Source organism: Acinetobacter sp. YH12254 (assembly GCF_013417415.1).
GTDB classification, from domain to species: domain Bacteria; phylum Pseudomonadota; class Gammaproteobacteria; order Pseudomonadales; family Moraxellaceae; genus Acinetobacter; species Acinetobacter pseudolwoffii.
The window spans coordinates 117084-137841 of the sequence record NZ_VPEB01000003.1; the positions used below are offsets into that span (position 1 = coordinate 117084).

At 42.7% G+C, this 20758-nt stretch carries 17 protein-coding genes; 13 read left to right on the top strand and 4 right to left on the bottom strand.

Annotated features, from left to right (window positions below):
• Nucleotides 1–16 precede the first annotated feature (16 nt).
• Nucleotides 17–1360: a 30S ribosomal protein S12 methylthiotransferase RimO gene (rimO, locus tag FTV29_RS03795; RefSeq protein WP_180075096.1), complete on the bottom strand. Its 1344-nt coding sequence runs from the start codon at nt 1358–1360 to the stop codon at nt 17–19.
• A gap of 341 nt (nt 1361–1701) precedes the next feature.
• Here rimO and glnL point away from each other — a divergent pair, with 341 nt between their 5' ends.
• The gene (gene glnL / locus FTV29_RS03800; protein WP_005096702.1) at nt 1702–2811 is read left to right on the top strand and encodes a nitrogen regulation protein NR(II); all 1110 of its coding nucleotides are present in this window, start codon (nt 1702–1704) and stop codon (nt 2809–2811) included.
• Entirely contained in the window at nt 2798–4279 is a 1482-nt protein-coding gene (gene glnG / locus FTV29_RS03805) for a nitrogen regulation protein NR(I) (protein ID WP_005096701.1), read from the top strand. The genes glnL and glnG overlap by 14 nt, the downstream gene beginning before the upstream one ends.
• A gap of 335 nt (nt 4280–4614) precedes the next feature.
• Here the strand turns inward: glnG and FTV29_RS03810 are convergent, their stop codons facing one another.
• The 3 genes from FTV29_RS03810 to mnmG form a co-directional block, all read right to left on the bottom strand.
• Nucleotides 4615–4941, bottom strand: coding sequence for a hypothetical protein (locus FTV29_RS03810; RefSeq protein ID WP_035337926.1), 327 nt, complete (start codon nt 4939–4941; stop codon nt 4615–4617).
• A gap of 132 nt (nt 4942–5073) precedes the next feature.
• Nucleotides 5074–6279 carry a 3-(3-hydroxy-phenyl)propionate transporter MhpT gene (gene mhpT / locus FTV29_RS03815; RefSeq protein WP_180075097.1) on the bottom strand — a complete coding sequence of 402 codons (1206 nt, stop codon included), beginning with the start codon at nt 6277–6279 and terminating at the stop codon, nt 5074–5076.
• Nucleotides 6280–6595: 316 nt separating this feature from the next.
• Nucleotides 6596–8476, bottom strand: a complete 1881-nt coding sequence (gene mnmG, locus FTV29_RS03820) for a tRNA uridine-5-carboxymethylaminomethyl(34) synthesis enzyme MnmG (protein WP_100328704.1) — start codon at nt 8474–8476, stop codon at nt 6596–6598.
• Between the two features lie 254 nt (nt 8477–8730).
• On the opposite strand from mnmG, the gene FTV29_RS03825 reads away from it, so the two are divergent.
• The 11 genes from FTV29_RS03825 to FTV29_RS03875 all read left to right on the top strand — a co-directional run bounded on the left by FTV29_RS03825 (nt 8731) and on the right by FTV29_RS03875 (nt 20506).
• Complete coding sequence (locus FTV29_RS03825; RefSeq protein ID WP_005171252.1) at nt 8731–9201, top strand: hypothetical protein; 471 nt, start codon at nt 8731–8733, stop codon at nt 9199–9201.
• Between the two features lie 146 nt (nt 9202–9347).
• Entirely contained in the window at nt 9348–10235 is an 888-nt protein-coding gene (locus FTV29_RS03830) for a bile acid:sodium symporter family protein (protein ID WP_074382869.1), read from the top strand.
• 87 nt (nt 10236–10322) lie between these two features.
• A complete protein-coding gene (locus tag FTV29_RS03835) occupies nt 10323–11210 on the top strand; it encodes a bile acid:sodium symporter family protein (protein WP_005096694.1) in 888 nt (295 codons plus the stop codon).
• A gap of 129 nt (nt 11211–11339) precedes the next feature.
• Nucleotides 11340–12245 carry a 50S ribosomal protein L11 methyltransferase gene (gene prmA, locus FTV29_RS03840; RefSeq protein ID WP_074382870.1) on the top strand — a complete coding sequence of 302 codons (906 nt, stop codon included), beginning with the start codon at nt 11340–11342 and terminating at the stop codon, nt 12243–12245.
• 15 nt (nt 12246–12260) lie between these two features.
• Entirely contained in the window at nt 12261–13115 is an 855-nt protein-coding gene (locus FTV29_RS03845; protein ID WP_074382871.1) for a DUF3426 domain-containing protein, read from the top strand.
• A gap of 396 nt (nt 13116–13511) precedes the next feature.
• Complete coding sequence (gene fis, locus FTV29_RS03850) at nt 13512–13781, top strand: DNA-binding transcriptional regulator Fis (RefSeq protein ID WP_001086304.1); 270 nt, start codon at nt 13512–13514, stop codon at nt 13779–13781.
• Between the two features lie 95 nt (nt 13782–13876).
• A complete protein-coding gene (gene purH / locus FTV29_RS03855; RefSeq protein ID WP_180075098.1) occupies nt 13877–15451 on the top strand; it encodes a bifunctional phosphoribosylaminoimidazolecarboxamide formyltransferase/IMP cyclohydrolase in 1575 nt (524 codons plus the stop codon).
• A 162-nt stretch (nt 15452–15613) separates the two neighbouring features.
• A complete protein-coding gene (gene purD / locus FTV29_RS03860) occupies nt 15614–16897 on the top strand; it encodes a phosphoribosylamine--glycine ligase (protein ID WP_180075099.1) in 1284 nt (427 codons plus the stop codon).
• 939 nt (nt 16898–17836) lie between these two features.
• Nucleotides 17837–18712, top strand: coding sequence for a MetQ/NlpA family ABC transporter substrate-binding protein (locus FTV29_RS03865; RefSeq protein WP_100357114.1), 876 nt, complete (start codon nt 17837–17839; stop codon nt 18710–18712).
• 76 nt (nt 18713–18788) lie between these two features.
• A complete protein-coding gene (locus tag FTV29_RS03870) occupies nt 18789–19814 on the top strand; it encodes a methionine ABC transporter ATP-binding protein (RefSeq protein WP_005171261.1) in 1026 nt (341 codons plus the stop codon).
• A complete protein-coding gene (locus FTV29_RS03875) occupies nt 19811–20506 on the top strand; it encodes a methionine ABC transporter permease (RefSeq protein ID WP_005096687.1) in 696 nt (231 codons plus the stop codon). Before FTV29_RS03870 ends, FTV29_RS03875 begins: the two co-directional genes overlap by 4 nt.
• Nucleotides 20507–20758: the final 252 nt, after the last annotated feature.

Consider the following 20758-nt stretch of genomic DNA (forward strand, 5'->3'; position numbering starts at 1 on the left):
TTTTTAATTCAAAATCTTAAGCGGATTTGACTGAAATGAGTTTTGCATACAGATCATATTCGTCTGCATCGGTAATCTCGACTTCAAGCAAATCCCCTGCCTTAATGACGCTTTTATCAATATCTTCCACAAAAACATTGCCATCAATTTCAGGTGCATCTGCATAAGAACGCGCAACTGCCACCGGGAATTCTTCTTCCAGATCATCTACCAGCACGGTCATGGTCTGACCAATACGTTTTTGGAGTTTGGCTGCCGAAATTTCTTGCTGAACCTGCATGAAACGCTCATAACGCTCTTGTTTAATTTCTTCAGGAACGTGGTCTGGCAAATCGTTTGCTGTCGCACCTTCAACTGGTGAATAGGTAAAGCAACCTACACGATCCAATTGAGCTTGTTTCAGCCAATCGAGCAGCATCTGGAAGTCTTCTTCGGTTTCACCCGGGAAGCCCACCACAAATGTTGAACGGATAACCAGATCAGGACATTTTTCACGCCAGATATTCAATCGCTCCAGTGTGTTTTCACTGTGCGCAGGACGTTTCATCAGCTTGAGAATTTTTGGACTCGCATGCTGAAATGGAATATCCAGATAAGGCAGGATTTTGCCTTGAGCCATCAGGTCAATCACGGCATCGACATGCGGATATGGATAAACATAGTGCAAACGCACCCAGACTCCCAACTGACCGAGTGCTTCACACATGTCATAGAATTTGGTTTTCACCGGCTGGCCGTTCCAGAAATCCAGCTTGTATTTGGTGTCCAGACCGTAAGCAGAAGTATCCTGGGAGATAACGAGTACTTCTTTAACACCGGCACGTTTCAGCGCTGCGGCTTCTTCAAGCACAGAACCAACTGGACGGGAGACCAAATCACCACGCATGCTTGGAATAATACAGAAAGTACAACGATGGTTGCAGCCTTCCGATATTTTCAAATAGGCATAATGTTTAGGTGTTAGGCGGATACCTTGCTCTGGAACTAAATCAATAAATGGATTGTGTTTTGGCGGTTCAGGCACGTATTGATGAACCGCATCCATAACATCTTTATATGCCGCTGCACCTGTCACTTTCAGGACATTCGGATGCATCTGGCGAATCTTGTCTTCGTCTTTACCTAGACAGCCTGTTACGATGACGCGACCATTCGCGCTCATCGCCTCACCAATCGCGTCTAGCGATTCTTGCACTGCGGATTCAATGAAACCACAGGTATTTACTACAACTAAATCAGCACCGTCATAATCCGAAGCGACGTCATAACCTTCAGTCTTTAACTGGGTTAAAATACGTTCAGAATCTACCAATGCCTTAGGACAACCTAAAGATACAAAACCGACTTTGGGGGACTTCATGAATTTTCGCTCTACTAGAATGCGCGTATTGTATGTCTTTTCGCATCATAAAAATAGTTGAAAACCTGACTCTTTGCATCATGCACTAAAATAACGCCATAAAATATACAACATATTTGCGCGCGCACCAAAATAGAACATTTTAGATTTACAGCCTCAATTTAATCCGCTATACCTAAGATGAATTGTGTCGCTGTGGCACATTTCTGCATTTCATCGCAATAAATAAGCTTTAGTCATAAAAGTTGGCGTGCATCTTGCATCAAATCAGAACTTAAAATTGATTAAATTGCTTTATGAAGATGCCATTGCGCCATTTTAATACAGGAAAAAAACCGCGAATGGATCAGCTTATTCCGATCGACTATCGTGTTTTAGTGGACAATATGACCACGTGTATCTTATTGGTAGACCGCGATCTTAATATTTATTATCTCAACTCTGCCTGCGAAGCCTTATTTGATGTGAGCTTATTTCGCGCCAGTGGAAGTCCGGCACTGGGTCTTCTGCAACATCCGACCGATGAGTTTAATACTGAAGAAGCGCTGAACAACACTTTAACTACAGGCCAACCTTATACGCGCCGTGAAGCCACACTGATTGTCAACTTTAAGGACATTCATGTCGATTACACGGTTTCTCAACTAAATCTGGGTAAGCCCTATCACCCACTGTTGTTAATCGAGCTCAATCCTCGTGACCGTATGCTTAAAATTTCGCGTGAAGAAAACCTGATTCAGCAACATCAAGTGGCTCGCCAGCTGATTCGCGGTGTCGCGCACGAAATCAAGAACCCACTCGGCGGAATTCGGGGGGCAACACAACTTCTGGCTCGCAGTCTGAATGATCCACAATACAAAGAATTTACCGATATTATTATTAGTGAAGTCGATCGACTCCGAAATCTGGCCGACACCATGCTCGGTTCACGCCAACTGCCAAGCTATGAGCTGGTAAATGTACATGAGCCACTTGAGCGGGTGCGCTCACTCATCGCCAATCAAAGCAAAAAGAAAATCAAGATTATTCGGGATTATGACCTGTCCTTACCTGAAGTGCTGGCAGACCGTGATCAACTGATTCAGGTGATCTTGAATATTTGCGCCAATGCAGTACAGGCCATGACCGAGAACAAAGAGTTTTTTGTCGATCACCAGCCTGAACTGGTTTTAAGAACCCGGATTCAGCGCCTATTTACCATTAACGGGGCAATTCATCGCTCTGTGGTACGCATTGATATTGAAGACAATGGCCCTGGGGTCCCCGAAGACATTATCGAATCTGTGTTTTATCCACTGGTCACCAGTCGCGCCAAAGGTACCGGACTGGGTCTCAGTATTGCTCAAAATATTATTCATCAGCATAACGGCATGATTGAATGTCAGTCCGTGGCTGGAAAAACCGTGTTTAGCTTATATTTACCTTGGGAGTCGAATCATGTCGCGAAATAAAATATGGGTGATTGATGACGATCGTGCCATGCGCTGGGTACTGGAAAAAACCTTTAAAGAAGAAGGCTTGGACGTGACCAGCTTTGAAGAAGCACAATCCGCACTAGATCAACTCAGTGTTGATGCACCAGATGTGATTCTGACCGATATCCGTATGCCGGGGATTGATGGACTCACCTTCTTGGGTAAGGTCAAACACAATTATCCTGACCTGCCTGTGATTATTATGACGGCGCATTCAGACCTAGAGTCTGCTGTATCAAGTTATCAAACTGGTGCTTTTGAATATCTGCCAAAGCCTTTTGATATTGATGAAGCGCTGGCACTGGTCAATCGTGCGATTTTGCATATTACCAAGCTGCAACAACAAGAATCAGCAAAAGTTGCCCCGCCGATTCAATCGACTGAAATTATCGGTGAATCTCCCGCCATGCAGGAAGTGTTTCGCGCCATCGGCCGTTTAGCGCAATCGCATATTACTGTACTCATTAATGGTGAGTCCGGTACAGGGAAAGAATTGGTGGCACATGCCTTGCACCGCCATTCACCGCGTAGTGCAAAGCCCTTTATTGCCCTGAATATGGCAGCCATTCCCAAAGACCTGATCGAAACCGAACTTTTTGGTCACGAAAAAGGTGCATTTACCGGTGCCAATACCCAGCGTCAAGGTCGTTTTGAACAGGCCAACGGCGGCACGCTGTTTCTGGATGAAATTGGCGACATGCCTTTTGAAACCCAAACCCGTTTATTGCGTGTTTTGGCCGATGGCGAGTTTTATCGTGTCGGTGGTCATATTCCCGTCAAGGTTGATGTGCGGATTGTGGCTGCCACACATCAGGATCTGGAAAAACTGGTACATGACGGCCGTTTCCGTGAAGACTTGTATCACCGCCTGAATGTGATTCGGATTCACATTCCAAAACTGGCACATCGCAGTGAAGACATTCCGATGCTGGCGCAGCACTTCCTGGCACGTGCTGGTAAAGAACTCGGCGTTAATCCCAAAATTCTGCGTCCTGAAACCCAGGAATATATGCAAAAACTGCCGTGGCAAGGCAACGTACGCCAGCTTGAAAATACCTGTCGCTGGCTAACCGTGATGATCACGGGTCGTGAAGTCTATCCAGAAGACCTACCACCTGAACTGAAACAAATTCCAATTCAAGATTTGGATTTAGGCTCACCAATTCCAAACTTAAACCAAGTGGGTCCACAGCACTGGGATGAATTGCTGGGTCAATGGGCCATGCAAAAACTCAAAAATGGCGAGATGAAACTTCTGGATGTCGCTACACCGATGTTTGAGCGCACCCTGATTAATGCTGCACTACAACAAACCCGTGGTCGCAAACGTCATGCAGCTGAACTTTTGGGCTGGGGCCGTAACACGCTGACCCGCAAGCTCAAAGAACTCGGTATGGATACGGCCGATGATGAGGTAGAAGAAGAAATCGAAAGTCCAAGCTAATCTATAAAAGCACCTTCGGGTTACTGCTCTCTCACAATTGAATTTCAGGTATTTGATTTGTAAGTGTGGCAAGAATGCCACACATTCCCCATCATGACAGAATGTAGTGTATGGGGAATAAAGACTTTTGCCTACTTTTGGTCTGTCAAAAGTAGGATTTAGCCTACACAAAGTCATTTAAATTTTTCAAAGAAAAGACAAGGCTGTGGAAAATTAAATATATAAAAATATCAAATATTTAAGCACATGGTGTCATCATATTGACCTGGTACTGAAATAAAGTTCAAATTGTGGAACAGTAGTGACCTTCGGGTGCTTTTTTATACTGAGGTGAGTTAAACAGTCAAGCCGATATAACGCGAATAACCTGCTGCGCCCAAGTCTGACTTTAAGATCAGATAATCTGAATAAGTACTGGCGGTAATTTCATCAAACATATTCACCTGATCGTCATTGGCATGCAGATCATCTACCGAACGTGGCATGCTGTGCTCAAATTCATCGGTCATATATTCAAAGCCAATATCCATGGCAATAAATAAAGTATGTTCACATGGCTGTACATATTGTTCTTCAGTCCAGTCAATAATGTTCTGCTGGCAATGTGGACAGGCAATATTATCGGTGGCCTGAATATCGAGTTCGATCAGTTGGTAAGGCATATAAAAATCAGTCAGTTTGCTATCCATCTATTTTAGCAAATTTTATCTGCCGATTTTACTCAATTAAAATATGAGCCATAACAAAGGAATCCGTAGATTCCTTTGTTATGGCAATAAAAATAGAAAACTGGCTTATTTATGAGCCGCCTTATAACGTGACAGTGCCGTGACTGCTACCGCTGATACAACCACCGCAGGTAAACTTGCCATAAGGATACCTGAAGTTCCCAAACCTAATGCCAAAATTTTCCCGGTTAATAACGGACCGGTCATGGCACCTAAACGACCTAAAGAAATGGCGCTGCCTACGCCTGTAACTTTACCTGCACCTGAATAAAAAATCGGTGAGATGCCATACAGAATAGATTGACCACCTGTAGAAAAGATCCCACCCATCACGCCGGCTAAAATTAATAGCGGAATCGAGGTACTGGTGAACAACAAAACCAAGGCAACAAATAAGCCGCTGTAAATAAGGGTTGCCATTTGCCACAATTTTAAACGATCTAGCAAATAACCCAAACCCAAGGTTCCTATCACCGCACCCACCTGAAACACCAGCATCACCAGAAATGCCTGCTGTTTTTGCAAGCCTTGTTCCATTAGCAGATTAGGCAACCAGCTAATCAGAATATAGTTGATCATCAAGGTAAAAAAGAAACCCACCCAAAGCGGCACTGTATTTTTATACTGTTGCTGCTTGAACAAAACCTCGACCATGCCCGGTACAGCTTCGCCAGATCTTTTTTGCGCTACCGCTGCTGTAGACTGATCTTTAAGAATAAAGGTCATAAAAGGGAGAAGCGCTAAAGGCGTTAAACCACCAATTAAAAATAAAGTCTGCCATTGAATATCTGGAAGCAGCATAGCCAAACCGGCGACAAAAATAGCACCGACAGGCAGGCCACAATACATCAAGCTATTGAGCTTACCGCGATTGGCTTCAGTTGCTTCATCTCCAACCACGGAAATCATGGTCGGCATTGCAGCACCCAGACCCAAACCGGTCAAGAAACGCGCAGCATATAAAACCTCGATGCTCGGTGCAATTGCAGTCAGCGACATGAACACACCAAAAATAGCCACAGACAACATCAGGACTTTCTTTTGTCCCAAATAATCCGCGATACGTCCGCCAAAGAATGCACCAAAGAGCATTCCAAAGACGCCCAGACTAAACACATAGCCCATCTGAACCTGATCTAAAGCAAAGCTTGCCGCAATTCCTTTTGCTGCAATCCCAGGTGCCTGAAGGTCAAAACCTTCAAAGAATGCGACCCAAAAACATAAAAATATTGTTAATATTTTTTGAACTTTTCCGCTGTGTGGCTGCGCCATGATTGATCTCCATCAATAACCTATAAATCGTTTGATAGCCTGACGATCCTATTCCCCCTATTCTTATCCTAATCTGGTCAGAGAAATACCACGACAATAGTCGGATTTAAGTTCATCAACTTGGCTCAACACCCTTTCCATTAGACCTAAAAGTTAAAATTTATAGACTTTTTACATCTTAATAATTTTTATTATCTTTATAAATAAGGCATTTAGTTAAATAGTAGTTATTTATAATTGAATGATAGCCGAGACTTATACAAAAATATCAGCCGATAAAAAGCCCGCATTGCGCGGGCTTTCTCACACTGTATTCTTAAGCAGATTTTTTCGTTTGTGCATTCTTACGAATCGTAATCATCACCAATTGAACAGCCGCAGGCGTCACACCCGGAATACGGCTGGCTTGCGCCAATGTTTCAGGACGTACATCCTTCAGTTTCAACGTGATTTCACGCGACAGACCCGACACGATGTCATAATCGAAGTCGCCTGGAATACGGGTTTCTTCAAGACGTTTCATTTGTGCCACATCTTCATGCTGACGGTTGATATAACCCGCATATTTCACTGCGATTTCAATCTGATCACCGACCTGCGCAGATACATCAGAACCGGTTAACTCGGCAATTTGCGCAAATGAAATATTTGGACGTTTCAAAAGATCGATCGCTGAACATTCTTTAGATAAATCTGCGCCAGTCATCTCAACGAATTTCTTGCCCATCGGATTGTTTGGAGCCGCCCAAAGATGCTGCAAACGACCGGTTTCTTTTTCAACTGCTTCCATTTTTTCGCAGTAAACCGCCCAACGTGCATCATCGACCAGACCCAATTCACGACCGATCGCAGTTAAACGCTGGTCAGCATTGTCTTCACGTAACATCAAACGATATTCAGCACGTGAGGTAAACATACGGTACGGTTCTTTGGTGCCTAACGTAATCAGGTCATCTACCAATACACCCATATAGGCTTCATCGCGTTTTGGTGTCCACTGCTCTTGATCCCAGGCACGACGTGCAGCATTTAAACCTGCCAGCAAACCTTGTGCACCTGCTTCTTCATAACCAGTGGTTCCATTAATTTGACCAGCAAAATACAGGTTATTAATCGCTTTGGTTTCAAGGGTAAATTTCAACGCTTGCGGGTTGAAATAGTCGTATTCAATGGCGTAGCCTGGACGCAAAATATGCGCATTTTCCATACCACGGATTGAGCGAACTAACTCAAACTGCACATCAAATGGCAATGAAGTTGAAATACCATTTGGATAAAGCTCGTGCGTATCCAGACCTTCCGGTTCCAAGAATACTTGATGCGAGTCTTTATCGGCAAAACGGTGAATCTTATCTTCAATTGATGGGCAATAACGCGGCCCCACACCTTCAATTTTACCGGTATACATTGGTGATCGATCTAGACCACCGCGAATAATCTCATGCGTACGTTCATTGGTATGGGTGATATAGCAGTTCACCTGTTCCGGATGCATAGACGCATCGCCCATAAACGACATGGTTGGAGATGGGAAATCACCCGGCTGCGGTGTCATTACAGAAAAGTCGACCGAACGTGCATCGATACGCGGTGGTGTACCGGTTTTTAAACGCCCCACAGGTAAATTCAATTCGCGCAAACGTGCTGCCAATGAAATCGACGGCGGATCACCGGCACGACCACCACTGGATTTTTCCAGACCAACGTGAATTACGCCACCCAAGAATGTACCCGCAGTCAACACCACAGTTTTGGCATCAAAACGAATGCCCATTTGGGTAACCACACCTTTGACGGTATCGCCTTCAACAATCAGGTCATCAGCCGCTTGCTGGAAAATATCCAAGTTCGCCTGATTCTCTAAGGTTTCACGAATTGCCGCTTTAAAACGGACACGGTCTGCCTGCGCACGTGTTGCACGAACTGCTGCACCTTTACGCGAGTTCAAAATACGGAACTGAATACCGCCTTTGTCGGCAGCCAGCGCCATTGCACCGCCCAAGGCATCAATTTCACGCACCAAGTGCGATTTACCAATACCACCGATGGCCGGGTTACAGCTCATCTGCCCTAAAGTCTCAATGTTATGAGTTAAGAGTAAAGTCTGTCGACCCATACGCGCTGCAGCCAGAGCTGCTTCTGTACCGGCGTGACCGCCACCGATAACAATGACATCGTATACTTTAGGATAATGCATAGTGGTAATTGAGAGATAAAAAAGGATAGCTGAGTATTATAGCAAATTTCACTCTAAAGTAGACAAATTCAGTGCAATTTATCCTGAGATAAATCGCACTTAACTCGCATAACAATAAAGCACTGTAATTTAACTTTGCAGAGGGACTATATAAATTAAACATATAAACTGAGAAATTTACTCGATTTGCATTGTTTAATCTGGCGCATTTTTTAATCTATATGTTGGTTACATTACAAACAAAGGTATAAAAGATGAATAAGAATATTTTCCTCTCAACCGTTCTATGTGGTTTATGTTTTGCGCCATTTGCAGCCTCAGCAAATGATAAGGTCGAAACCACTTATAATGCGCAAAAGTATCAACAGGTTTGTAAAGGCAAAACCCAAGGTGCTCAAGTCAGTTTTGCTCATCGAGGCATTATCTGGAATGGAACCTGTGAGCCACAGTTTTTCGCTTCATCAAAAAATGCTTCAATCAAAGGTGATGAAGCTGAACTCATGAGTACCTGTAGTGGCAATAGTAGCGCGACCACCGCCACCATTAATGGAACCGAAGTCAAAGGTAAATGTGCTTTAGGCTTTATGCCGCCACGCCCTCAGGGACAATCCCAAATGCACAGTCAGCCAATGCAACCACAAATGAGCCAGCCGCAAATGCAGCAACCAATGAATGACCAGCAGACTCCGCCTGATGCGCAAATGCAAACTCAGCCAGGCATGTAAGCTGTCATAGCTCTAAATAGCTTACATTTCAAGTAAAAGCTTTGACGGGCAAAGTGAATACATTTTGCCCGTTTTATATTGCTTATTTATTCAGCTCCGCTACACTTAAAATCTATCTAAAAATCAATAATAAAAAGGGATTTTTCATGGATTCGGGGTTTTTTAACTTTTTTTTGCCTATTACCTTGGCAATCATGATGATGGGGCTGGGACTCGAATTAAAAATCAAGGATTTCCTGCGCTTAAGCCGCTATCCTAAAGTCATTTTTATTGCCCTATTTACACAGCTCGTGCTGTTGACCAGTATTGCTTTCTTTATTTGCCTGATTCTGGACTTAGCTCCTTTACTCGCAGTAGGTTTAATGCTTCTGGCCGCTTCACCAGGAGGCCCAACCGCCAACCTGTTTAGCTATCTGTATAAAGGCGATGTCGCACTGAATATCACCCTGACTGCCATCAATACCATCATTTCTATTTTCACCCTGCCCTTTATTATCAATCTCTCATTACAATATTTTATGAGTCACGACTCGACTGTGACATTTCCAGTTGAAAAAATGATACAGGTCTTTTTAATTACCCTGATCCCCGTGATCATCGGGATGCTGCTTCGAGCCAAATTTCCACGCTTATCCATTACCGTCAGCAAATCGATGCGCTTCGTTTCAATTAGTTTTTTAAGCATACTCTTGATATTTGCCGTTTTTAGAGATCGTTTTAATCTCTTTGAATATTTTTCCAGTATTGGTTTAGCCACTGTGATTTTATGTTTTTCCAGCCTGTTTATTGGTTATTGCATTCCGCTACTGATGGGTATTCCAGAAAAAATGGCACGGGCCTGTACCTTTGAAATCGGCATTCATAATACGGCGATTGCGATCACCATTGCGATTTCGGTCTTAGGCAATGTCACCATGGCAATTCCGGCCGGCATTTACACCATTGTCATGTATAGTTTTGCGACTATTTTCGGGGTGATGATGAGTCGCCAATATATCGCTTATCGCAATAAAAATCGTTTATCAGATTTGTAATTTATTTGGCTGAGTCTGCGATAAAGCTGTATGCTTTTCCCAAGAAAAGCAAAAGTATTAAAATAATTTTAACAAGGAGCATGACAGATGGATTCTGGCATTATTACGATTTTACTGCCGCTTGCGCTCGCGATTATTATGGTGGGTTTAGGTCTCGAACTTACCCTCAAAGATTTCGCCCGGGTCACCCAACATCCTAAAGCTGTTTTAGTCGCATTATTTTGTCAACTGGTCTTATTGGTCGGTATTGCATTTATCCTGTGTAAAGTTTTGGCCCTACCCCCACTTCTTGCCGTGGGTCTGATGCTGTTAGCCGCCTCACCTGGCGGCAGTACGGCCAATCTGTTTAGCTATCTGTTCAAAGGTGATCTGGCACTCAACATCACCCTGACTGCGATTAATTCAGTGATTGCAGCCTTAACTTTACCGTTGATCGTTAATTTTTCGATTATGCATTTCATGCAGGACAGCCAGCAGATCACGCTCCAGCTTGGCAAAATTCTTCAGGTGTTTGGCATCATTATTATTCCTGTCGCGATTGGTATGCTGATTCGACATCATGCACCACGCCTGACTGAAAAACTGAATAGACCGCTGCGCATTTTTGCAGTCATATTCTTGATTCTGATTATTGTCGGGGCCATCTATAGTGAACGCACCAATATTGCCGAATATCTGACTCAGGTCGGTGTCGCCACGGCATTGTTCTGTATTTTCAGCCTGACCATCGGCTATTTTGTCCCCCGCTTAATGAATATAGATACCGCTCAGGCACGGGCCAGTGCCTTTGAAATCGGCATTCACAACAGCACATTAGCCATGACCATTGCCCTGACCGTGATGTCCAGCACTGCTGTGGCCATGCCTGCCGCGGTTTATTCAATCTTCATGTATATTTTTGCTGCCATTTTTGGTCTACTGCTTAACCGCTTTGCACCATTAGACAGAACACCTCTTCTCTCTAAGGTTTCATAAGTCTTTATAGAGCTTTATACAGGGTGCTTCGGCATCCTTTTTATTTTGGGTATGCATCAAGAAGATAGCAGCGTTGTGTCTGAACTTCCGTTACAATAGCTTTTTGAAAAATGTATAAAGGTTATTTCTGTGAAGTGGTTACAAATTCATATTACGGTTGAACAAGCTCAGGTCGATTATACTGAGACATTACTCAGCTCACTAGGCGCAGTGAGTGTGACCCTGGATGATGCTGAAAACCAGGATTTGCTGGAACCACTTCCAGGCGAAACACCACTCTGGAATAAAGTGATTGTGACTGGTATTTATGCACAGGAAGAAGGCGAAGAAATTGACGTTGCTGCACTAGAAACCTTTATTGGTGCACAAATGCCAGAAGCGCCGATCAAGCACGAATTCATTGAAGATCAGGCTTGGGAACGCACCTGGATGGATGCGTATGAGCCAATCCAGATTGCTGAAAAATACTGGATTGTACCGGAATGGATGCAAGCACCTGAAGTCGATGCAGTCAATATCAAGCTTGATCCGGGTCTGGCATTCGGTACAGGGAACCACGCCTCTACATTCTTGTGCTTACAATGGCTCGGCAAAATTGACGTTAAAGACAAAATCGTCATCGATTATGGCTGTGGTTCAGGCATTCTCGCGGTAGCTGCCCTGCTCTTAGGTGCTAAAAAAGCATATGCCACTGATATTGACCCACAAGCAGTTCTGGCCACCCAGCAAAATGCTGAACTGAATGGCGTACTGGACAAACTTTATGTCGGCCTGCCAGAAGAATTTAGAGATGAACTCGGCACTAGCAAAGCTGACGTATTTGTTGCCAATATTTTGGCTGCGCCACTAATGATGCTGGCTCCTGAGTTCGCAACTTTAATTAAATCTGAGGGACAGTTCGCACTTGCCGGAGTTATCGAAGAGCAAGTTGCTGATGTTACTAGCATTTACTCAAATTATTTTGATATATTAGAAGTAGAAAAACGAGACGAGCACTGGTGCCGTATCTCGGGTAAACGCCATAAGAATGAATGAGTCTACAAATAGTTTATGAGTGACAAACGAACCCATTGCCCTACCTGTTCCACCACTTACAAGGTCACAGTTGCTCAACTCACCATTGCGCAGGGTATGGTTTGCTGTCCCAAATGTACCACTTCATTTAATGCCTTATCGCATCTGGTGGCCGAAGCCCAAAACTCGGTCACCACCTCAGCGCCTCAGGATCAAACTTATTCTCGATATAACCCACCTGCATATGGTCGCGATCAACAGCAAAATACGCACAGTCTTTTATATATTTTCGATCAGAAAGTTGAACATTCAAATATCAATCTGGAAACCTATTTAAATAATCTGAACTATTTCAGTACCGAACCTATCTCGGTACTGCCGAGCATGAACTGGGAAGATCAGGCAGAAAAACAGATATACCGTGGGCCAATGTATTATATTGGCTGGAGCATCTTGAACCTGATGCTATTTGGCGTATTGCTGTTCCAGTTTTTCTGGTTTAATCCGCAATACATCAAAAATAGTCATATCATGAGTCTGGCCTTTAACAATGTATGCGAGGTGTTTAATTGTTCCAATCTGGAAAAATACTACACGCTGATTCAGGTCAATAAAGTCAAGATCAAGGCAACCAGTCACAAGAAAACTGAATTTAGCGGTGAGCTGATCAACTTCCATGACCATAGCCTGGCTTTACCGATTTTAAGAATCAATCTGGAACAGCGCGGTGAAGTTGTTGCGACTTATAACCTGTCTGCCAAAGAGTACCTGATTGAAAGTCTGGTCAATATTGAACGTATCCCGAAAAACAGTCCATTCAAATTCAAATTTGAGCTTCCTGTCGATCGTAAAAGCTTTGATCGCTATAGTTTGGAAATAATTCGCCCTTAATCTGAATAGAAAGCATTAAAAAATTAAAAAAAGTTAAAAAAAATGCAGTTTTCTTGCTCACTTTTGCTTAGACAATGGTATGATACGCGCCACGAAAGCTATGTGCTGCAACTCCTCGCTACTTTTTCACAACAAATACAGTCTTGCCTAATGCGCTATAAAATTTATTGCGTATCGTGCAGATTTTTTTGTTTTGATTTTGGTCAGTAACAAAACTTTAACTATTGTTACGCTTATTTTTCGACCAAAACGTTGAGATGTGTCAAGCTATTGGCTCAATGCAATGATTAAGTTTTAGAACTCCAGTTTTAGGATCTAAAGCGGAGTTCATTTCAATTTTAGACCACTTTTTATATCGCTTTACCCAAGCGATATTTGTTTTTCGGATTAATTCGCATGAATAGCAAATCTCCTATTTTTACTGCACAATCTGATGTTGCTTTACGTATCCACGTAGATCGCGCAGTTCGCCATTATTTTGCGCAACTACAGGGCGAGCAACCATCTCAGGTATACGACATGGTGCTAGCAGAAATGGAGAAACCTCTTCTATCTGTAGTTCTAGAATATACACGTGGTAACCAAACACGTGCTGCCGAGATTCTCGGACTCAACCGTGGTACTTTACGTAAAAAGTTAAAAGCTCACGGTTTAATGAGTGAATAAATGATAAAATGCTTGCGGCTTCCGCAGGCATTTTTTTTAACCTGTAAATTGCTGATTTTGTTTTATTCTGTTCCTTGAAAACTGTGACGAAGATCATGACTATTAAACGCGCTTTAATCTCTGTGTCTGACAAGACTGGTATTGTTGAATTTGCACAAGAACTTGCTGCTCTAGGGGTAGAAATTTTATCTACAGGTGGTACCTACAAATTGTTGAAAGACAATAGTGTCGCTGTAGTAGAAGTTTCAGAGCATACTGGTTTCCCAGAGATGATGGACGGCCGTGTAAAAACGCTACATCCTAAAATTCATGGTGGTATTCTGGCTCGTCGTGGTCTAGACGAAGCTGTGATGGCTGAACACAACATTGATGCTATTGATTTAGTCGTTGTAAACCTTTATCCATTTGCTGCAACTGTAGCAAAACCAAACTGTTCACTGGCTGATGCGATTGAAAACATCGACATCGGTGGCCCTACCATGGTTCGCGCTGCGGCAAAAAACCATGCATCTGTAGGCATCGTGGTGAATGCTTCTGACTATGCCACTGTTGTAGCTGAGCTTAAAGCTGAAGGCGCTTTATCGCATGCGACTCGTTTCGACCTTGCAGTAAAAGCATTTGAACATACTGCACAATATGACGGCATGATCGCATCTTACCTTGGCGCTCGCGTAGGCAAACAAGAAGGTGAAGCGGACAAGTTTGCACGTACCTTCAATACACAATTGAACAAAGTTCAAGATCTTCGTTACGGCGAAAACCCGCACCAGTCTGCTGCGTTCTACGTTGAAGACACAGCGACAGAAGCAGCTGTTTCTACTGCGAAACAGCTTCAAGGTAAAGAACTCTCTTATAACAACATTGCAGACACAGACGCTGCACTTGAATGTGTTAAATCTTTTGCGAAACCTGCTTGTGTAATCGTTAAGCACGCAAACCCATGTGGCGTTGCAGTGTCTTTAGACGGCATTCAAGCGGCTTATGACCTTGCGTATGCAACAGATCCCGAATCTGCATTTGGCGGCATCATTGCATTCAACCGTGAATTAGACGTTGCAACTGCACAAGCGATTGTTGAGCGTCAATTCGTTGAAGTGATCATTGCACCAAGTATTGCTGATGGCGTACTTGAAGTGACTGGTGCGAAGAAAAACGTACGTGTTTTAGTTTGCGGTGAACTTCCAGCAATCGATGCACGTCAATCGCAACTTGATTACAAACGCGTGAATGGCGGCTTGTTAGTACAAGATCAAGACTTGGGCATGATTACTAAAGCTGATCTTAAAGTGGTGACCAAGCGCGCTCCGACTGAACAAGAAATCGATGACATGATCTTTGCTTGGAAAGTCGCAAAATACGTGAAATCTAATGCGATTGTTTATGCGAAAAACCGTCAAACCATTGGTGTTGGCGCAGGTCAAATGAGCCGTGTTAACTCTGCTCGTATTGCTGCAATTAAAGCTGAACATGCTGGCTTGGTGGTTGAGGGTGCTGTCATGGCGTCTGACGCATTCTTCCCATTCCGTGATGGTATTGATAACGCCGCTAAAGCGGGTATCAAATGCATTATCCAGCCGGGTGGTTCTATGCGTGACGAAGAAACCATTGCGGCTGCTGACGAAGCAGGTATTGCGATGGTGTTCACTGGCATGCGTCATTTCCGTCACTAATTGATTCAAAGTCGTATTTATTAATCCCCCTAAATCCCCCTTTGTAAAAAGGGGGACTTTTCACAAATAAAGGGACATTTTTATTCGTGAAGCCCTTCTTTTTTACAGGGTGAGAAGCATGGCTTCGCAAGGTGGGATTCTATTCTTTTGAGGGATTTTTAGATGAATATTTTAGTTTTGGGTAATGGCGGTCGTGAACATGCATTGGCATGGAAAATCGCACAAGACGATAAAGTTGCAAAAGTCTTTGTTGCTCCGGGCAACGCAGGTACAGCCACTGAAAATAAATGTGAAAACGTAAATTTAAGCATTTTAGACAATGCTGCGATTATCGATTTCGCAAAAAACAATGCAGTTGAGCTTGTCATTGTCGGCCCAGAAGCTCCATTGGTAAACGGTGTCGTTGATGCTTGCCGTGAGGCGGGTGTAAAAATTTGGGGTCCAACTCAATTTGCTGCGCAGCTTGAAGGCTCTAAAGCTTTCGCGAAACATTTCTTAAAACGCCACAACATTCCAACTGCGTTCTACGATGTATTTACAGAAGTAGATGCTGCGAAAGCATTTGTTGAAAAAAATGGTGCGCCGATCGTCATTAAGGCCGACGGTCTTGCTGCGGGCAAAGGCGTGATCGTTGCCATGACCAATCAAGAAGCATTTGATGCGATCGATGACATGCTTGCAGGCAACAAATTTGGCGATGCAGGTTCTCGCGTTGTAATTGAAGAATTCCTTGCAGGCGAAGAAGCATCTTTCATTTGCATGATTGATGGCGACAACATCTTACCTATGGCGACTTCACAAGATCACAAACGTATCTTTGAAGGCGACCAAGGTCCAAACACTGGCGGTATGGGTGCTTATTCTCCTGCACCTGTTGTGACTGCAGATGTATTTGAAAAAACCATGAATGAAGTGATGCGTCCTACCGTTGAAGGTATGAAAAAAGACGGTCACGTTTATACAGGTTTCTTATACGCAGGCTTGATGATTGATGAACAAGGTCAACCAAAAGTGATCGAGTTCAACTGCCGTTTTGGCGACCCTGAAACTCAACCAATTATGATGCGTTTAAAATCATCTTTAGTTGATTTGGTTGAAGCTGGTATTGCGGGTAACTTACCTGCGGAAGCTGAATGGGATGAACGTAAAACTGTAGGTATCGTACTTGCATCTAAAGGCTACCCAGAAACTTCTAGCAATGGTGATGTAATTTCTGGTTTAGACACAGAAATGGCAGATGCGAAAGTATTCCATGCAGGTACGAAAGCACTTGAGAATGGTGACATCGTAACGGCTGGTGGTCGTGTACTTTGTGTGACTGCACTCGGTAATACCATTGGTGAAGCACAAGCCAAAGCTTTGGAGCTTTGTGAAAAAGTGACTTTTGATGGTGTTCAATACCGTAAAGATATTGGTTACCGTGCGATTGCTCGTGAAAATGCTTAACCATTCATTTGATTAAGTAAAAACCCCGCTGAGTGCGGGGTTTTCTTATTTTGCAATAAGGTAATTTTTAGCTAGTTTTTCATAATTTTCTTTATTTTCAAGAAATTATTGGTAATAGTCATACAAATATGGGAATTTATCGTTATAAGTTTGAACATCTACTTCAATTTTTTATATCTAAAGCATAGGTGTTTTCCTCATGCAACTTATTCAAAGCTTTATATAACTCATTAAACTCGGCGTTACCTAAGCCCCTTAACGCAACCTTTTGAAATTACATAAATTTTAAAAAAAACTGTATACTCATCCCTAATAAGTTTATGCAAATCTAATAGCAAGACGCCGACACCGACCCATTTATCCAAATGTGCACAGACGATGAAGTTATGTGCTATTTCCCAAAGAAGCTGAATCGAGATAACACCCTGATGTCTAGAACAGCGCAACGCTACTTTGATTCCATCAATAAATCATATATATCCATTTTTATGATTTAGATTGGATAAAATCTTATAAAGCTCACTATTTAAACAACTCCCTAAAAACCATACCCCTAATATAAATAAAATATTGTTTTAATTAATATTTTTATAAAACAACTTGGTTTTTTATTCAATTAAAGAGCTAAACAAGGCTTTGCTATCCAGTATATCGAATATAGTTTTATTGCTATGATATCGACAATCCCAGAATGCTCAAACTACTTCATGTGCTTATAAACTATCTATTTTTTCTCTCCAAAATAGATTATTTACAATCAGGTTTGTGGCATTTCTGACTTGATCGCGTTCACCAGAACGATTGCTGTAGGCTTGGATCTTTTAGTTTAAGGCCAGTACCAACAACGATCAGGACACATACTTAGATCGTATAAAAATCTTATTTAACACGATTTAAAAATGCTTATACTCTAGGCAAGATTAAAATTAGGAAAATTTCATGAAAAAATTACTTGGCGTTTTATTGAGTGCCTCTGTATTAACTTTGACTGGGTGTGGCAAACAAGAAGCGCCTGCCAATGATGCAGCACAAGCCAATGATGCGAATGGCCTTCAAACCGTAACCATGGCATCGACCGGTTCAGATGCAGATGTATGGCGCTATATCGCCACATTACCTGAAACCAAAGCAGCCGGCATTAAACTTGATGTGAAAAATTTCACTGACTATGTGTCAATGAACACAGCCGTTGCCAATAAAGAAATCGATGTCAATGCATTCCAGTCATATGCCTATATGGTTGCCTATAACGATGCCAATACAGCAAAAATTGCACCATTGTCTACCACCTATTTAGAACCAATGGGAATTTACTCAAGCAAAGTAAAATCTTTGAATGAGTTTAAAACAGGTGCAACCATTGCCATTCCAAACGACGGTGCAAATGAATCACGCGCGTTATTACTTTTACAATCGGCAGGTCTGGTCAAATTAAAAGCTGGCTTTGACAATGTAAAAGGCACAACAGCTGATGTGGCTGAAAATGCAAAAAAAATCGTGATCAAACCCATTCAAATGGCAACTGCAGTCCGTGTAAAAGATGAAGTTGATGCAATTGTGCTAGGCAATACGCTGGCAATGGAAGGCGGTTTAAACGTATTAAAAGATGCGGTTTACTATGAGCCAATTGATCAAAGCACAAAAATGAATGTAAACGTATTAGCGGTTGCAGCAGATCGTCAAACGGATCCTGTACTGCAAAAAGTAGGTGCCTTGTATCATACGCCAGCAGTTCAAGCGTATGTCGATGAAAATTTTGGTGGCACTAAAGTTGCAGTAAACAAGCCGGTGACGTATTTAACTGAATCAAAATAGTACTATAATAGTCTTTTAGAACAGGCAAGGACGATTTCTTGCCTGTTTTTTTATCCGTGATGCAGTTTTTGACACTATGATTGAATTTAAAGATATTTCAAAACAGTATGAGCTTAAGGGTCAAACCTTGCATGCCTTGAATCAGATTAATCTATCGATTCCAACCGGCAGTATTTTTGGCATCATCGGTTATAGTGGTGCCGGTAAAAGTACCCTCATCCGTCTGATTAATTTACTTGAGCGTCCAAGCTCAGGTCAGATTATCATTAATGGAACAGATTTTACCGCACTCGATGCCAAAACATTGCGTCAAGAACGTGCCAATATCGGCATGATTTTCCAGCATTTTAATTTAATGCAAACCAAAACCGTGGCGGCCAATATCGAAATGCCTATGAAGCTTCTGGGCTGGAGCAAGGCTGAACGGGAAAAACGCCTCGAAGAATTATTAGATTTTATTGACCTGAAACATAAACGGCAGGCTTTTCCGGATGAATTGTCTGGTGGTCAAAAACAGCGCGTCGGGATTGCCCGTGCCCTTGCCAACCATCCCAAGATTTTACTTTGTGATGAAGCAACTTCGGCACTCGATCCACAAACCACCAAATCAGTTCTGCAATTACTCAAAAAAATCAATCAAGAGCAAGGTATTACCATTGTCATGGTCACTCATGAAATGGATGTAATTGAAACCGTCTGTGATTATGTCGCTGTGATGGAAAAAGGTGATGTGATTGAAACCGGCAGCACGCTACAGATCTTCAGTCAGCCGCAACACCCGACCACCAAAAATTTTATTCAGACCGTGCTTCAGCAACATTTGCCGGTCAATATTCTGAATAATCTGGAAAACCAGAATCATCACAGTATTTATTGTTTAAAATTCCTTGGTAGCTCGGCACAGGAAACGGTGATTCAGGCCGTGATTAAACAGTTTGATATCAGTTTGAATATCCTGTTTGCCAACATGACCGAAATTAATGGTTCGGTGATTGGTCAGATGTTTATTCAGCTCCTGGGTGATTCCGCAGAGATTAGCGCTGCAGTGCAATATCTGAAAGATAACGGCGTACAGGTAGATCAAGCAGGAGTACAGGCATGAGAGATTTAATTGTACAGTGGCTGACGACAATTACTGCGCCGTTCTGGAAAAGCTCGCTGTCGATGGATCAATTTGTGACAGCGCTGCAAGAAACCTTTCATATGGTGTTCTTCGCCATGCTGTTTGGCTGTATCTGGGGTTTTATTCAGGCAATTACTTTAGTGGTGACGCGTCCTAACGGCATCTTGCAAAATCGTGTGATTTATCACGGTCTCAATCCGATTGTCAATGCGCTACGTTCACTACCATTTATTATTCTACTGATTGCCGTTATTCCGCTGACCAAGTTTTTGGTCGGCACTTCAATTGGTACTTGGGCCGCAATTGTACCACTGACTATTTATGTCGGCCCTTATATTGGTCGCTTGGTTGAAACCTCATTACTGGAAGTGAATGAAGGCATTATTGAATCTGCGCAAGCGATGGGTGCAACCCCAATGCAGATTATCTTCAAGTTTGTCTTACCTGAAGCACGTAGTTCACTGATTCTGAACCTGACCACTGCCACCATCAGCTTGATTGGTGCAACAGCAATGGCGGGTGCTGTCGGTGCCGGCGGTATCGGTGATCTGGCCATTTCTTACGGTTATCAGCGTTTCGATACCTCTGTGGTGATCATGACGGTGATTGTGTTATTGATTTTGGTACAGATTGTACAAAGTCTGGGGGACTGGTTGTCCCGACTTCGTTAATCTAGTTTTTATTGTTTTTAATACTTACGAACCCTTTCTCATTATTTCAAAGTAAAGTCCTGCAACTATTTGATACGTGCCACGGCGACAGGAAGTCGTCTGTTAGCTTGTGATATATGGACATATCATCAAGCTAACAAAAGATTTTTGTTAGCTTTCGCAACAATGCTGCTCATCTTTCAAAAGTAAAAATACTAAATTTAAATTATTAACTTTTATCAGCTCTAAATCGTTTATTTTCTGAAACTTTAA

Bases quoted from the DNA above. Each gene is read 5' to 3' on its own strand.
- purD (WP_180075099.1), top strand. From the start codon at position 15,614: ATGAATATTTTAGTTTTGGGTAATGGCGGTCGTGAACATGCATTGGCA.
- rimO (WP_180075096.1), bottom strand. From the start codon at position 1,360: ATGAAGTCCCCCAAAGTCGGTTTTGTATCTTTAGGTTGTCCTAAGGCA.
- FTV29_RS03870 (WP_005171261.1), top strand. From the start codon at position 18,789: ATGATTGAATTTAAAGATATTTCAAAACAGTATGAGCTTAAGGGTCAA.
- FTV29_RS03835 (WP_005096694.1), top strand. From the start codon at position 10,323: ATGGATTCTGGCATTATTACGATTTTACTGCCGCTTGCGCTCGCGATT.
- FTV29_RS03845 (WP_074382871.1), top strand. From the start codon at position 12,261: ATGAGTGACAAACGAACCCATTGCCCTACCTGTTCCACCACTTACAAG.
- FTV29_RS03810 (WP_035337926.1), bottom strand. From the start codon at position 4,941: ATGCCTTACCAACTGATCGAACTCGATATTCAGGCCACCGATAATATT.
- FTV29_RS03865 (WP_100357114.1), top strand. From the start codon at position 17,837: ATGAAAAAATTACTTGGCGTTTTATTGAGTGCCTCTGTATTAACTTTG.
- FTV29_RS03875 (WP_005096687.1), top strand. From the start codon at position 19,811: ATGAGAGATTTAATTGTACAGTGGCTGACGACAATTACTGCGCCGTTC.
- fis (WP_001086304.1), top strand. From the start codon at position 13,512: ATGAATAGCAAATCTCCTATTTTTACTGCACAATCTGATGTTGCTTTA.
- glnL (WP_005096702.1), top strand. From the start codon at position 1,702: ATGGATCAGCTTATTCCGATCGACTATCGTGTTTTAGTGGACAATATG.
- mnmG (WP_100328704.1), bottom strand. From the start codon at position 8,476: ATGCATTATCCTAAAGTATACGATGTCATTGTTATCGGTGGCGGTCAC.
- purH (WP_180075098.1), top strand. From the start codon at position 13,877: ATGACTATTAAACGCGCTTTAATCTCTGTGTCTGACAAGACTGGTATT.
- FTV29_RS03825 (WP_005171252.1), top strand. From the start codon at position 8,731: ATGAATAAGAATATTTTCCTCTCAACCGTTCTATGTGGTTTATGTTTT.
- FTV29_RS03830 (WP_074382869.1), top strand. From the start codon at position 9,348: ATGGATTCGGGGTTTTTTAACTTTTTTTTGCCTATTACCTTGGCAATC.
- glnG (WP_005096701.1), top strand. From the start codon at position 2,798: ATGTCGCGAAATAAAATATGGGTGATTGATGACGATCGTGCCATGCGC.
- mhpT (WP_180075097.1), bottom strand. From the start codon at position 6,279: ATGGCGCAGCCACACAGCGGAAAAGTTCAAAAAATATTAACAATATTT.